This is a genomic window from Tengunoibacter tsumagoiensis, assembly GCF_003967535.1.
Taxonomy (GTDB): Bacteria; Chloroflexota; Ktedonobacteria; order Ktedonobacterales; family Ktedonobacteraceae; genus Tengunoibacter; species Tengunoibacter tsumagoiensis.
On the sequence record NZ_BIFR01000001.1, the window covers coordinates 4,504,737 to 4,519,015 of the forward strand.

Annotated in this window: 13 protein-coding genes; 5 read left to right on the forward strand and 8 right to left on the reverse strand. The window is 49.2% G+C overall.

Features of this window, described 5'->3' with window-relative positions; all coding sequences use genetic code 11:
- Positions 1 to 46: 46 nt before the first annotated feature.
- Both EL628_RS17670 and EL628_RS17675 read right to left on the reverse strand, forming a co-directional pair.
- Positions 47 to 1,432: a glutamine synthetase family protein gene (locus tag EL628_RS17670; protein WP_126581237.1), complete on the reverse strand. Its 1,386-nt coding sequence runs from the start codon at positions 1,430 to 1,432 to the stop codon at positions 47 to 49.
- 152 nt (positions 1,433 to 1,584) lie between these two features.
- The gene (locus tag EL628_RS17675) at positions 1,585 to 2,313 is read right to left on the reverse strand and encodes an RNA polymerase sigma factor (protein ID WP_245994135.1); all 729 of its coding nucleotides are present in this window, start codon (positions 2,311 to 2,313) and stop codon (positions 1,585 to 1,587) included.
- A gap of 485 nt (positions 2,314 to 2,798) precedes the next feature.
- Here EL628_RS17675 and EL628_RS17680 point away from each other — a divergent pair, with 485 nt between their 5' ends.
- The 4 genes from EL628_RS17680 to EL628_RS17695 all read left to right on the forward strand — a co-directional run bounded on the left by EL628_RS17680 (position 2,799) and on the right by EL628_RS17695 (position 8,744).
- Positions 2,799 to 5,225: a D-alanyl-D-alanine carboxypeptidase family protein gene (locus EL628_RS17680; protein ID WP_126581238.1), complete on the forward strand. Its 2,427-nt coding sequence runs from the start codon at positions 2,799 to 2,801 to the stop codon at positions 5,223 to 5,225.
- Between the two features lie 388 nt (positions 5,226 to 5,613).
- Positions 5,614 to 7,056 (forward strand): MurT ligase domain-containing protein, encoded by a 1,443-nt coding sequence (locus EL628_RS17685; protein WP_126581239.1) that lies wholly within the window; start codon positions 5,614 to 5,616, stop codon positions 7,054 to 7,056.
- Between the two features lie 7 nt (positions 7,057 to 7,063).
- Complete coding sequence (locus EL628_RS17690) at positions 7,064 to 7,867, forward strand: type 1 glutamine amidotransferase (protein ID WP_218028943.1); 804 nt, start codon at positions 7,064 to 7,066, stop codon at positions 7,865 to 7,867.
- A 31-nt stretch (positions 7,868 to 7,898) separates the two neighbouring features.
- Positions 7,899 to 8,744, forward strand: a complete 846-nt coding sequence (locus EL628_RS17695; protein WP_161975576.1) for a phosphodiester glycosidase family protein — start codon at positions 7,899 to 7,901, stop codon at positions 8,742 to 8,744.
- Between the two features lie 121 nt (positions 8,745 to 8,865).
- Here EL628_RS17695 and EL628_RS17700 read toward each other — a convergent pair whose 3' ends face one another.
- From EL628_RS17700 to EL628_RS17715, 4 genes are all read right to left on the reverse strand, one after another.
- Positions 8,866 to 9,753, reverse strand: coding sequence for an amino acid ABC transporter permease (locus EL628_RS17700; RefSeq protein ID WP_126581241.1), 888 nt, complete (start codon positions 9,751 to 9,753; stop codon positions 8,866 to 8,868).
- 72 nt (positions 9,754 to 9,825) lie between these two features.
- The gene (locus tag EL628_RS17705; protein ID WP_126581242.1) at positions 9,826 to 10,524 is read right to left on the reverse strand and encodes an amino acid ABC transporter permease; all 699 of its coding nucleotides are present in this window, start codon (positions 10,522 to 10,524) and stop codon (positions 9,826 to 9,828) included.
- Positions 10,525 to 10,540: 16 nt separating this feature from the next.
- The gene (locus EL628_RS17710; RefSeq protein WP_126581243.1) at positions 10,541 to 11,455 is read right to left on the reverse strand and encodes an ABC transporter substrate-binding protein; all 915 of its coding nucleotides are present in this window, start codon (positions 11,453 to 11,455) and stop codon (positions 10,541 to 10,543) included.
- A gap of 98 nt (positions 11,456 to 11,553) precedes the next feature.
- A complete protein-coding gene (locus EL628_RS17715; RefSeq protein WP_245994137.1) occupies positions 11,554 to 12,393 on the reverse strand; it encodes an amino acid ABC transporter ATP-binding protein in 840 nt (279 codons plus the stop codon).
- 295 nt (positions 12,394 to 12,688) lie between these two features.
- Between EL628_RS17715 and EL628_RS17720 the strand changes: the two genes are divergently transcribed.
- Positions 12,689 to 13,444: a TIGR04282 family arsenosugar biosynthesis glycosyltransferase gene (locus tag EL628_RS17720; protein WP_126581244.1), complete on the forward strand. Its 756-nt coding sequence runs from the start codon at positions 12,689 to 12,691 to the stop codon at positions 13,442 to 13,444.
- Here EL628_RS17720 and EL628_RS17725 read toward each other — a convergent pair.
- Positions 13,441 to 13,749 (reverse strand): flagellar biosynthesis anti-sigma factor FlgM, encoded by a 309-nt coding sequence (locus EL628_RS17725; protein ID WP_126581245.1) that lies wholly within the window; start codon positions 13,747 to 13,749, stop codon positions 13,441 to 13,443. The genes EL628_RS17720 and EL628_RS17725 overlap by 4 nt on opposite strands.
- A gap of 318 nt (positions 13,750 to 14,067) precedes the next feature.
- Positions 14,068 to 14,256 (reverse strand): hypothetical protein, encoded by a 189-nt coding sequence (locus EL628_RS17730; protein WP_126581246.1) that lies wholly within the window; start codon positions 14,254 to 14,256, stop codon positions 14,068 to 14,070.
- Between the last annotated feature and the right edge of the window lie 23 nt (positions 14,257 to 14,279).

The following is a 14,279-nucleotide window of genomic DNA, read 5'->3' on the forward strand; positions in this document are numbered from 1 at the left end:
GCATGCAGCGATGATGTATACGATGCCGCCAGCGCTTTAAACGTTCCTAAATTAACTCAAGATAGCGGCGGCGCTCCCAGTTCGTGACAGCCTTCTCAAACTCTTTGACCTCCCAGCGGCGGGTCGCCACAAAATGTTCGACAAAGTCTGCTCCCAGGTACTCTTTAGCGAATGCGCTCTGTCCAAAGAGATCAGTAGCGGTCGTTAGATTGCGTGGTAATACGTGCAGCTCTCCAGCTGAGATCGCTCGAGCCAGGTTCGCTGGATTATATGCATTGCCATCCAGGCGTGGCGGAAGCTCCAATTTCTGCTCAATCCCATACAGACCGCTGGCCAGCATAGCGGAAAAGACCAGATAAAAGTTTGCATCTGAGCCCGGAACACGATTCTCAATCCGAATCGCCTTACGTCCACTGTTAATCACACGAACAGCACAGGTACGGTTATCCATCCCCCAGGAGGTGTTGAGCGGTGCCCAGGTCCCTTCCATATACCGTTTATACGAATTAATGATCGGCGCATAGAGGACCATTAGCTCAGGCATCTTCTGCAATACACCTGCCAGGAACCAGCGCATCGTCTCTGACATATGTCCTTCCGCCGCATCATCCCAGAAAACGTTCCGCTCCTTCGTGCGATCCCAGAGACTGAGGTGCGAGTGGCCGCTACTGCCATCCTCCTGATCATTCCATTTGGCCATAAATGAGACGGTATACCCTCCCTGATGACAGAGCTCCTTGGTCCCATTTTTAAAGAGCAGGGTGCGATCGGCAGCGGTCAATGCATCGGTATAGCGCATATTGAGCTCATACATACCCGGCCCATGCTCGCGATTATATCCTTCCAGCTCGACACCATAATCGCGCATATTGCGGGCAATAGTGCCAATCAGATGCTCATCAGCACTGGCATGACTAATGACATAACAATTTGTCCCGGGATTCAACGGAGTCAGATCAGGACCAAAATCTTTGTCGCGGAGCGTCACTTGATTCTCTCGAAAGAAACGCATCTCTAATTCAGAGGCGGCCATTGGCTCATAGCCCAGACTGCGCGCCCGCTCCACCAACGTCTGTAAAACCGAACGAGGAGCAATATGAATGGGCTGGCCCTGCTCCGTCCACAGATCACAAATACAGGTAGCAACGTTCTGCTCCCACGGCACAACGGCAAAAGTAGTCAGATCAGGCACCATCACAAAATCGCCAAAGCCACGCTCCCAGTTGCTAATTTTGAGATTTGGCAGGACGTTCTCAGCAATATCCCATCCAAATAAGACATCCGATTGGGCAAAACCATCAGATAACGAATCAAGAAAGAAACGTGCAGCAACACGCTTGCCACGAAAAACGCCCTCCATATCGGGGACGCCTATCTTAATATATTCAACCTTTCTCTCTTCAATCAGACTCTTGACTTCAGCGAAATCCATCAGGATGTTCCTTTCTTGTGACTCGTGGATGCACCTGGCTCTTGCTTAGATCACTTCTCCCATCGCACCAAAACGAGAGGCTAACCGTTGGCAGAGTAGCATGGACAGAGAGCACTCGTCAAGCATCTCTGTCCACATGCACACTCTCTATCTCATCGACTGCCAATCGCCTCAAGGGCGTTGAGATCTCCCGATGCATTTGTATACATGCGAGATACTTGAGATGCCTGCATATAAGGGGCAAGAGCAACGCGCAACAGCGGCCTGGCACGCTGAAAGTAGGTCTTGGCTGTGTTTTCTGGCATGTGGAGTAGCCTTCCTATCTCGCCAAAACTCATATCGCTTCGATAGCGCAAAAGGACTACCGCCCGAAATTTTGGCGGCAGGTCTTGAATAGCCTGCCAGAGCGTCCATTGAAGGTCTTGTAGCTCTAAAATCTCTTCTGGCAAGCGACTCGGATCGGGAAGGACCTGAAGAATGGAGACCTCCTCATCATCTTCCATCGGCTCAATCTCGGAAAACAGCAGAGGGCGCTGCTTCCTCTTCCGCAACTCATCCATACACCGATTCCAGGCCACCTGGAACAACCAGGACTTCAACGGATTCTTCGCATGCTGCGAGGAAAGATTCAATGACAATTTAGGAAGGGAGATGTACAACTGTAGAAAGACAAATTGCAAGACGTCACATGCCAGTTCGTAATCATGCAAACAACGGCCAATGAAATTATATAAAGGAGCATGATACCGCTGCACAAGCCCCTCAAAACCACGCTGATCCCCTGCCAATACAAGTTCAATCAATGCCCGCTCGGGCAGATCATTGTAAGAGTACTTCGCACTACTGGCAACTGACGGCGATAGAGTATTTTGCATCTTCATAAGAATATATCCTGTTTTCCGCCCGTTTCTGTCCCCATTGACGTTTTTTTGCTATAAAGATGGCCTATTCCACGTTCATCTTCCTTTATACTGCTCATAGTACCATATACAAGCACTATAAAGAAAGTACCGATGGTGCCATTTCTTTTCTCTTTTGTCTAAAAAAAGTGAAAAAATCAAATGAACAGTCAGATGTTACTCATCAAGAATATTCAAAGCTGTGGGTCTATCTCTTCTGTGGGTGTTCTACAAAAAATCTAACATAAACCTTTCAGGAAAGCTTCAATGAATTGTAAAAAATTTAACAATTTCTCCTGTGGACGGCTGATTCCTATTTTTCAGTAGATAAGGGTAGAGAGTTGACAACAGGGGTGAAGGATGAGTAAGATAGATATCATAAATGTGTACTAAAAACTTCTCAATAAATCAAATGCATATACTGCCTTATGTAGAGTGAATGGTGGTATAACGGAGGGAGTCGGCGTATGCCAAAGTTGCCGTCCAACGATGACGATCAAAGAGAGATACCAGGACCTGCTACGTCCAGACCCAGAACAAGACGCCCACAGGCTACCAACGTCGAATCTTCTGAGGCTCTACCAAAGCTCAAACGCCGCTCACTGAATTATGAGAACGACGAGAGTGCTCCCACCGAACGCACGTTCTCTCCAACACAAAACAGTACTCGCAATTCAATCGCTAAAGCCAATCAATCTCGTCCCCCACGACAGGCCAGAGATCAGACGCTCAATCTCGATACTGGTTGGGCCGATCCCTCACCAGGAGAACCAGAACAAAACACTGGCATCACGCCACGTACCAGCAAGCCCCGAACATCCTCATCACGCTCGTCACAGACTCCAGCCAGAGCCGTACGGCCACAGTCTCTCCCAGAGGATGGTGCCCCCACCCGGACACAATCAGCTCGCCCGACACCGGCCTCACCAGATCGTACCGCTGCAACGAGCCGTCCACGTTCCTCACGACCATCTAACATTCCACAAACGCCTCATACCGATGAACATGAACGCCCTGCTCCCGCAACCAGACGCCCACGTTCATCACGCGCCTCTCAGCAGAGCGAGAGTGCTCTCAATGAGAGGACTCTACCAAAGGCTCCACGCACACAACGCTCGCTGCAATACGATGAGCGCGACACAAGCACAACTTCTTCTTTACGCTTACGCGAGCTCCGGCAGACCAGGGATCATGCATTAGACCTGGGAACCAATACCAGCACCAATCGCGTGGTCCGTCCACCAGCCGCAGAAGATGTAGGACTGGACCCTCAGTACAGACATTCACGCACTCGTCGTCCAGCACTTGAAGCAGATCTTGCAGAAGATGAGTACCAGACACGCCGCCTCCCAGCCTATCTGCTGGAAGATGATGGCTATCAGACACGGCGACTACCAGCCCATCTCTTAGAAGAAGGTGTTCAGACAGCTCAAGCGCCACGCGGTACGACCAGACTCCGCACGCAACGCCTGCCCGAACAAGATCTCGCAGCACAGGCTGGCCCGGAACAGCCCGGGACAACAAACAAAATTATGGTCTCACAGCGCAAACGCTCTCAGGTCTCCGATGTTCTTCCAGCTACCTATTATCAACCACGTGGGCAGGAGCTTCTCTATCCTCGACGCTCTCCCTGGCGGCGCCTCAAGCTTACACCAGCCTTTCTCATTGTCCTGATAAGCTGCATTGCACTGCTTCTGTTCATTCCGATCGCATCCAATTTTCTTACAACATACGCACCAGGAGGGCAGCTTCATCTTCCGTTCCCTGGGAACCAGCCAACCTCAAGCAATAACGAAGCTGACACACATGAACTGGTGATTACTCCTACAGATACGGATCACCCTGCCCCACCTGTGAATGCCACAGCCGCCTATCTCCTTGACGCCGATACGGGGGCGACACTGTATGCCAGTAATCCCTTTATGCATCTCCCCATGCTCAGCACAACCAAACTGATGACAGCACTCCTGGCCGCTGAACAGGGAGATCCCGATCGCAGTATCACTATCACCGATTCAATTCAGAACGATATCAATCAGCTCTCTGCCGATAGCGCGTTAATGGGCATCAAGAAAGGAGAGACATATACCTTACGGGAACTTCTCTATGGGCTGCTCCTGGTCTCTGGCAACGATGCAGCGGTGGTCATCGCCGATGCCATCGGCGGTAGTCAGCAGGCTTTTATCGCCAAAATGAATGCTCGCGCAGACCAGCTTGGTATGCACGATACCCATTTTCTTAATCCTCATGGACTGCTTATGACCGGACATTTCTCAAGCGCTCACGATCTGGCCGTTCTAGGGCGCGCCAGCCTGGGAAATGCCTTTATCCACGAGATTAGCGCAACCAGACACTATCAGATTCCTCAGACAGACAAACATCCAGCCCATGATCTGGATAATGGCAATCAATTTCTCTGGTGGTATCCTGGCGCTGATGCTGGCAAAACTGGCTGGGATGCAGGCACAAACTTCATTCAGGTTGTTGAATGCAATCGCAACAATCATCATCTCATCGGCGTCACTCTTCATACCAACAACTGGTGGACCGATATGCGCGATCTCATGAATTGGGGCTACAATAATTTTACCTGGACCTCACCTAAGGATGCCGATGCAAAAAGTCCCATCCCTTTTGGGGTCGATTGGAACCACTTTACTCGCGATAAGAAAGAGAATACTATTCCAACAGCCAGTTCAGGTCGCTACTATATTTATAGTGGGTATAGTATCTCGGGACCAATTCTCGATTTCTTTGATAAGAACAATGGACTCGATCAATTTGGCTACCCGCAGTCGCAACCACAATCGCCTGCTACAAATATACTCAAACAACGCTTTGACCATGGGAGCATTCAGTGTGATCTCACCACGAAACAGTGTACCAAAGTATAGCCAGTGTCCATTCATGACGATCAATAAGATCAACAAAAATACGTAGCACAAAACACATGATTGGACAGAGTGCCTTGATTCAATCCAAACAATCGACTAAATATCCAGCACTTTTACAGAGCAAGTGGAAAATTTGCTGTTCCTGCGTTGTACAAATGGACAATGTGCCTAATTCACTTGCCCGCTCTCATCATGTTTTGTTATACTGCAAACGGCGTACCTGTACAGCTGGCATTTCTTTGATGCCACCGACACAGTTGCCCAACGAGCTAGAAAGCAGATGCACCACGTGACAGAGTGCTTCTTTTCGTTTGTTTGTGGCGTTAAACCATAGAGGCAAGGCCTCCAGGGACGCCTTGCACAATTTTTAGTCAGGGTATGGGTTTCTATGCAAACAGAGAATTCAAACAATGACAGCACAGCACCAACAGGATTACATAAAGCTCGCCTGGCCTTTGCAATTTCGGCTGGCAAACTAGTTGGCGCTTCAGGCCGCTTATTTCACATTGGAGGCGGCACCAGTCTGCCCGGGATGATTGCTCGCCGCATTGATCCCAATGTCCTTAAATCGGTCGTTGGCAGTAGTAAAGCGAAAAAAATTGTCATTACTGGCAGCAATGGAAAGACAACGACTGCACGCATGACCGCTGCTATCGCTGACGCCAATGGCCATCGCGTCTCACAGAACCGCACCGGCTCGAATCTCCTTCAAGGCGTAACATCGGTCGCCGTCAATTTTGCGGACGTCTTTGGCCGTCTGGATAGCGATGTTCTGCTCTTTGAGATCGATGAGGGGACGATTCCTCTGGCTGTGCCAGAAATCCAGCCTGATGTCGTTGTGATTACAAATATCTTCCGCGACCAGTTAGATCGCTATGGCGAGCTCTATTCGGTTGGCCGCGCGCTCAATAAGATGCTGGAAGACCTGCCTGAGACGGCCACGATCCTGCTCAATGGCAATGATCCACAGGTTGCCAACTTTGGTCTGAACTCCAAGGCCAGACGGCTCTACTTTGGGCTCGAGACTACGGAAGTCGGCACGCCAGTACCAGAACAATCTGCCGATATTATTCGCTGCATTCATTGCAATAGCGATTTTGTGTACGAGGTGGCCTACCTTTCCCATCTGGGACTCTATCGCTGCCCAGAGTGTGGCTACACTCTTCCCAAGCTGGATATTGCTGTGACTTCTGTCGCTCTGGCCACCGATGGCGAGGGCCCCTCCCATATGAAGATTCGTACCCCACAGGGCGAGATGAAGCTAGAGCTTTCGCTGCCTGGTCTCCATAATGTCTACAATGCCACCGCTGCTATTGGTGCCGCAATGGCCGCTGGTTTCCCGATGGAGAAGGCCCAGAATGGCTTTAATAATCTGAAAACCGCCTTTGGTCGCCTGGAGAAGATTCAGGCTGGCGATAAAACGATCTATCTCTCGTTTGTCAAAAACCCAACTTCGTTTAACCTGATGCTGCGCCTGATTAATCAACATGCCGGCAAGAAACATCTGTTGCTGGCAATGAGCCATACGGTGGTCGATGGCGAAGATTTCGCCTGGCTCTGGGATGTCGATCTGGAAGAGGTCGCTGATGAGATTCTGGATGCGATCTGTAGCGGCAATAAACCCGAAGAGCTGGCGATGCGTCTCAAATATGCTGAGATTCCCATCGATAAAATTAAAATTATCACTGATCGTGAAGAAGCCCTGGATGCCGCGCTCAAGCAGGTCGAACCCGGTGGCACATTATATATCATGAGTGGCTATACCCCAACCCAGGAGCTCCGCAAAATCATGCAGAAACGTGGTTGGGTCAAACACTTCTGGGAGGAGTAGGCAAGCAATGAGCAAGGATATCAAAGATACAGGTATGGTCCTGAAAATCGGTCATCTCTACCCTACGCTGATGAGCGTAGCGGCTGACCGTGGAAATCTGTTTTCTATTGAGAAGCGCTGCAAATGGCGTGGCATCAGTACTGAGGTCGATCCCATTTATGTAAAACAGACGCCCGATTTCACAAAATATGATCTGATTCTCATTCATGGCGCTGCCGATCGCGAGATGGAGATCGCTTCAAAGGATCTTCAATTCAAGGCAGAGTCTCTTCGGGAAGCCGCTGAGGCGAATGTGACGTTCTTAAGCGTCTGTGCGGGCTATCAGCTCCTGGGACACTATTATAAACCGTATCAGGGACCTGAGTTCAAGGGAGCCAGTATCCTTGATTTGTATACTGAAGGGGGAAGCCAGCGCTTTATGACCCATGTGGCTTTAGAGTGCACGTTCCCTGATATCGGAACAAAAGTTCTGGTTGGGTATGAGAATCATAGTGGCCGAACCTTCCTTGGTCCCAAAGCACAGCCCCTGGGCAAGGTCCTGGCCGGCTGGGGTAATAATGGCAAGGATAGCGGTGAGGGCGCCATCTACAAAAATGTCTTTGGCACCTATATCCATGGCCCTGTCCTACCCAAAAATCCCTGGCTAACCGATCTCTTGATTCAGCGCGCTCTCGAGCGCCGCTACGGCAAATTTGATCTGCTTCCCCTGGATGATACGACGGAAAATGCAGCTCATGATGCCGCCCTCAAACTGGCGATGGAATTTAAGGGCACAATGTCTGCCATTGAGGCAACACCCTGGAGCCGTTAAATCACGCCTAGCTAGCAAGGAAATCACTGCAATGCCAGCAAAATTAGACCTGAAACCTGTGTTTGTTCTTTGTCTTTTGGTCAGTTTTTTGCTGGCCTCCTGTGATCTCCTCCCCAGCCTGGATAGCAATAGCGCCACCGCTACCAGTCAGGCAACGGTTGGAGATCAAAGTGGCAATGGCATCCCTCTCAATACCTGGATCAAAGCAAAAACAGGTGTTGAGATCCGTCAGGAACATTGGAAAAGCCCCGGCAATAACGAGGATATCGTCACTATTGCCCGCTTTGATCTCAAACAGGTCCATCTTAGCGTTGGCTATCAGCCAGATAAACCTCTTTCCACCAGCGATTGGATGAAACAGACTGGCGCAACGGCGATTATCAATGGCGGCTACTTCGATGAGAAACAGACAGCCACCGCGCTCTTGATTGCCGATGGACAGACCTATGTGGGGTCCTCCTACTCTTCCACCGGCGATGGTGGGCTTCTAGCTGTCGATCAAGCTGGGAATGTGATCTTACGTGCACTGAAGGGCCAGGGCTATGATCCCGATACTGAGCAACTTCAACAGGCAACGGAAGGCGCTCCCATGTTTATTACAAACGGACAGCGCTTCCAATTCAATGCTAACGCTGCTTCTCAACGGCGCAGTGTGATTGCGATAGATAAACAGGGGCGGCTCCTCTTGATTGTCAGTCCGGCCATGGCCTTCTCGTTAGACGAGATGGCCGATCTTCTCCTGAACTCAGACCTTTCTATCCAGACAGCGCTGAATCTGGATGGTGGATCATCAACCAGTCTTTATGTAAATAGTGGAAACCACAAGGTGACGATCGATCCCTATACACCTCTACCCATCGTTATCATTATCAAATAGCACATCTGGAAGATATCATCAGGATGATCACGATGATGATCACGATGATGAAGGAACTGGTTCAGTCTGTAAACGTTTGCAGACTGAACCAGTTCCTTCGTTTTCACTGCTGGAAAAGAGGCTATTTTACTGGCAGAATTAATTTTCGCTCCAGATAGCGTGCGTAGATGGACAGAGGATAGCAGATGAGTAGATAGAGCAACGCACCCAGGATAAAGATAAACATCTTGTTGCCAGGTTGAAGCTGTGGCAGAGCCAATCCTAAGGTTCGATATTCTAGCTCCAGTACCGACAACACTGAGAGGAAGGCACTATCTTGAATCAAGGTAATAAAGTTATTGGTCAGAGGCGGAATAGTCAGCCGAAAGGCCTGTGGCAAAATGATATGACGCAACAATTGCCGGGAGTCCAGGCCCAGGCTCAACGCCGCTTCTGTCTGGCCCTTATCAACTGACAGAATCCCTGTTCGAAATACCTCTGTCAGATAGGCCCCATAGTTAACACTCAGACCAAGAATACCATAAAAATACCCATTAAAAGCATTGGGAACCAGGCTATTGCTTTGGAGAGCCGTCATGAGCTGAAAAACAAGATTATAGGGATCAAATCCCAGATTCGACAGCAGCGTCCCGATTCCAAAATACCATAACAATAGTTGGACCAGCAATGGCGTGCCCCGAACAACTTCAACATAGAGACTCGCCAGCCAGCGCAGCGGCGCAAACTTCGACAGGCGTCCTAAGGCACCGAGAACTCCCAGACAGACCGCAAAGACAATACTGGCAACGGAGATGATCATGGTTGCCAGCGCTCCCATGAGCAATGTTGGCAGAACCATCAATGCTAGCTGCCGATAGGCATAAAAATAAAAGAGTCCTCCACCAATAGCGGCGGCTAATCCAAGATAGAAGAGATAGTTTAGACCCACAAGCGCATCGCGAGGCTGCAATGTCCTTTTTCTGTTTGCTAACACCTTATCGAGCTCTTCATGGAGTTGAGATTGCGACATGATTCTCCTTCACAATACAATGCCCCTTCTCTTCATAGCTGTTGCCCTGCAACAGCTCTCAGAGGATTGCATCTAGAGCGCTGCCCGAACACGACGCTCACATACTCTTGCCACATAGGAGACTGGAAGGCTCAGGACAAGGTAGAAAACGATTGCCAATAGATAGAACGGCAGGGTATTGCTACCATTACGTACAACCCAGAAATTCAGGACAGAGGTCAGATCCGTCCCAGAGATCACACTGACGATGGCGGAATCTTTTAACAGATAGATAAAATCATTGACAAAAGGCGGAATCATCAAAGGGATCGACTGCGGCAGAACAATGTGAACAAAGTTCTGCCTCGGCGTCAGACCGAGGGAAAGGGCAGCTTCTGTCTGCCCTCTCTCTACGGAAAGAAATCCCGCTCGATAGATCTCAGCCTCGTAGGCAGCATAGTTGAAGGCCAGTGTCCCAATGCCAGCAGTCCAGGGATTGATCAGGTTGGCAATGCTCCAGGCACCAGGATGATCCACAGGAATCGGAAAAGCCTGTACCAGAAGCGCTCCTAGCCCATAATACACAATAAAGATCTGGGCAATAATCGGCGTTCCACGAACAATCTCTACAAAGATTCGCGCAGGACCACTCAACCAATGAAAACGCGAGCTCTGCATTAAAGCCAGGATAAGACCAAACAGAAGGGCCAGAATAAATGAGAGCACACAGTAGATAATTGTATTCCTGGCTCCTACAAGAAAAGCTGGCAATGCCTGCAAGGCTAGACCCATATATCACACTCCATGGTTACTTGATGCCAATTGCAGCCTGCTGATCGTTCCAGAGGTTCCATTTCTGATAGATCTGGCGTAACGTCCCATTGCTTTTTAGCTCGGTAAGCGCCTGATCAAGCTCTTTACGCAGGGTCTCCGCGTTAGGGTTGCTCTTGTTTAAACCGATCACATAATCACCCAGGGCAAAGGGTTTGCCAATTAATTTCAAATCTTTGTTCTTTTGACCGCCAGGTCCTGCCCCCTGCACAAAATAGGCTACCGTTGGCAGGTCGATCAGAACCGCATCGATACGGCCCAGCGCCAGATCATTAAAGGGGAGGTCAGGGTCATACGATTGTAAGGTGATCGCTTTATCGTCGGCCAGGAGCGTCTCGGCCTTAAACCCTGCACCTGTTCCAACTTTATAGCCATGAAGATCGGTAAGTGAAAGGGTATCATCCTGTGTTTTGTTGGCAAAACGAGGGTCATTGGTCCGCACAACAATCTGCTGACCATAATGGTAATAGGACTGGGTAAAGATCTCGGTCTTCTGTCGATCCTCGGTTGCCTCCCAACCATTAATAACCACATCAAAGTTACCAGCCTGCAACGCCTGCTCCATCTGGGCGTAATCTGTCTCGACATGCTTCTGGCTGATTCCCATTAACTTTGCGATAGCATCAGCGATCTCTTGCTCAAAGCCAATAAGCCCCGAACCGTCTGGATTCTGGTACACATAGGGGGCTCCATTCTCTGCTGTCGCTCCCCACTGCAAGACGCCAGCAGTCTTGAGCCCTTTACTTTCAATTTTTGCTCCTGCCGCAGGTGCGTTAGAGATATTCCCTCCACAGGCCGCCAATACTGTTGGTAGCAGGCTTCCTGCCAGTACCAGACTGCCTGTTTGTCCAGTACGCTTCAAAAAAGATCGTCGATTCAATTCGTTTGTCATGATACAGCCACTTCCGTTCATTCTTTTGTGGTTGCTCCCACTTGCTCACACTATGGGGCACCCCGCTTTTAACATAAGAGAGTGTTGGCAATCGAGCTTTATGGCAACACTGAGAGCACACGCTCTAAAAAGAGTTGCGTACGCCGCTCTTTTGGAGCTCGGAAAAGTTCCTCGGGATCTCCCTCTTCCACGATTGATCCATCTGACATAAAGACCACACGATCAGAGACATCACGAGCAAATTGCATCTCGTGCGTAACTACAACCATTGTGCTTCCTTCATAAGCAAGATCCTTCATGACTTTCAGGACTTCCCCGACAAGCTCGGGATCTAAAGCCGACGTTGGCTCATCAAATAATAAGGCACGAGGCTGCATCGCCAGGGCACGTGCTATCGCGACCCGTTGTTTCTGTCCTCCTGATAGACGATTGGGGAAGGCATCTCGTTTCTCTAATAGCCCTACTTTTTTGAGCAGGCTCTCACCAAGAGCAACGGCCTGGTCTCTGGACATCTTTCGCACAAGTAAAGGCGCTTCGATTACATTTTGTAACACGGACATGTGGGGGAAAAGGTTGAAATTTTGAAAAACCATGCCTAATTCACGTCGCATAGGACTGAGCTGCTTCACGGGAAGGTTGGGGTCGAGTCTCTCTCCCTGGATATAAATCTCTCCGCTATCGGCCTTCTCTAAGGCGTTTAAGCAGCGAATAAGCGTGCTCTTGCCAGAACCACTTGGTCCAATTAAGGCTACTACTTCGCGTCGACGAACCTTAAAATCGATGTTTTTTAACACTTGCTTATCGCCAAAGGACTTATTCAGCTTCTCTGTGCGGATAACTATATCATTTTCAACTGGAATAATGTCACTCTCATTCGAGCTCGAGCCCAATGATTGGGAAGACCCCTGCATAGACATCTCATCAGGTTCCAAATCCATACACTCCCTTATTATCTCTTCTCTTGTTCTTTCTCTTGCAATAGTTGAAACCAGTTGTTACCTTTTCATCTCAAAAATGAATAAGAGCCCCTCTTTCTTATTGCCTTCGTTGGCTTGAGGCTCTCTTTACGACGCTGCCTGGTTCTTCATTCCAGATTATACACGATTGAATGATCGTAATAAAAGTAGCTTTCGTATGCAAATAGATTGATACACAGACGTGATATAGTAAAAATACTCCGCTATCTGAAGTCACAAAAGAGCTCTTCGATAGCTTTCTGATAAAGAGGTAGAAATGTCAGATACTGCTCTTGTGATTATGGCAAGGTATCCACAATCTGGTCAGACCAAAACACGTCTGGCTCGATCCATTGGAGAGACCGCTACTCTTACACTCTATCAGGCCTTTCTTCAGGATCTCGCACAACGCTTTGCTCAGATACCTGCATTGGATCTCCATTGGGCTTATACTCCTGCTGAAGTCGATTATGCAGCCTTCCTCCAGACTCTAGTGCCTGGGATCGTGGCACGCTGCTTTCCACAAGAAGGCGCTGATTTTGCCGCTCGCTTACTTCATGCATTTCAATGGCTCCACTCACAGGGCTATAAGCAGATTATCCTGATTGGGTCCGACTCTCCACAGATCAGTCTGGATTGCATTATTACTGCACACAAAAAACTGCAGGAGGCAGATATAGTCCTGGGTCCTGCTGAAGATGGGGGGTATTATCTCATTGCTATGAAGAAACCTTTTGATGTCTTTAGCGGCATCCCAATGAGTACCGAGGTTGTTCTTGAACAAACAATAATACTGGCCAAACAACAAGGACTCAACATAGAGACGCTCGATCCCCTCTTTGATATCGATGAGGTCTCAGAGCTCGTTCGTTTAGCAGCTCAACTCTCTGTAGCACCCGAACAGGCACCACAGACTGCTCTCCAACTGGTACGCTTACAGCAAGAAGGCACACTCCAGCCAGTTGGCTCTTATCCATATAGCCAACCTACACAGAGTGTGCACCACCAGATCTTTACTCCCGACCGCTCCTAGGATGGTTCTTCTGATCCTGCCTCGGTTAACAGGTCGCGATCTCCTATTCCTAGAAGATCATGTGCATTCCAGGACGCTTGCAGAGTCTGTGCAAGCGTCTGGCTATCAATCAGATAGGCACCAGCCTCGACCTGCTGTTTCAGTAGTTCAATCCGCGCAATCCGCTCCGCACTATCTGTACGAGCCAGGATCTGCGCGTTCAAGGGGGCCTCATTTGGCACTGCTTCAACGCTCTGCTCAAGAGAGGGCTGTTGGGGTGTCTGGATCATCTGGCGCTGCCTCTCTATTTTTTGTATTTTCATCATCGCTTGCCTCCTGCCTCTTGTTTTGCTACTTGTATGGCTCCGATCCTCCTCAGAACACTGAATGAAGAGAGCAGTGGTCGGGTTCCCTCACCACCAACCAATAACTACAATCCAAACCATTCCATTTCCACCCACCACAGCCTCACTCCCGGCATACTCTCATCACCCAACAAAAGCATAACCAAGTTTCCTGATCACCTATAGAGAGTTTTGGCACGTGTTTCTCTGTCAAAAAGTCCCAAACTGAAATACAGGTGGACACTTTCTTTTAAGGAGGTGCCCACCTGTACACGCAACAATACATGCTATCGACGCTAGCTAATTCTTAGGTCGCGGCTTATAAATATTTAAACCAATCTTGATCTCTTCACGCCCTGGCACTGCGATATTCCCTTCAGTGCTGGCTACTGTAATCGACTTTCCACTAGAAGAGAGGCCAAACTCCTGGTCCAAATCTACCTCAATCACCAATTTGTTGCCATCGACCTTAAGCTCTATGTTTTTCATGACGTCTATCTCCCAAAAAGCTG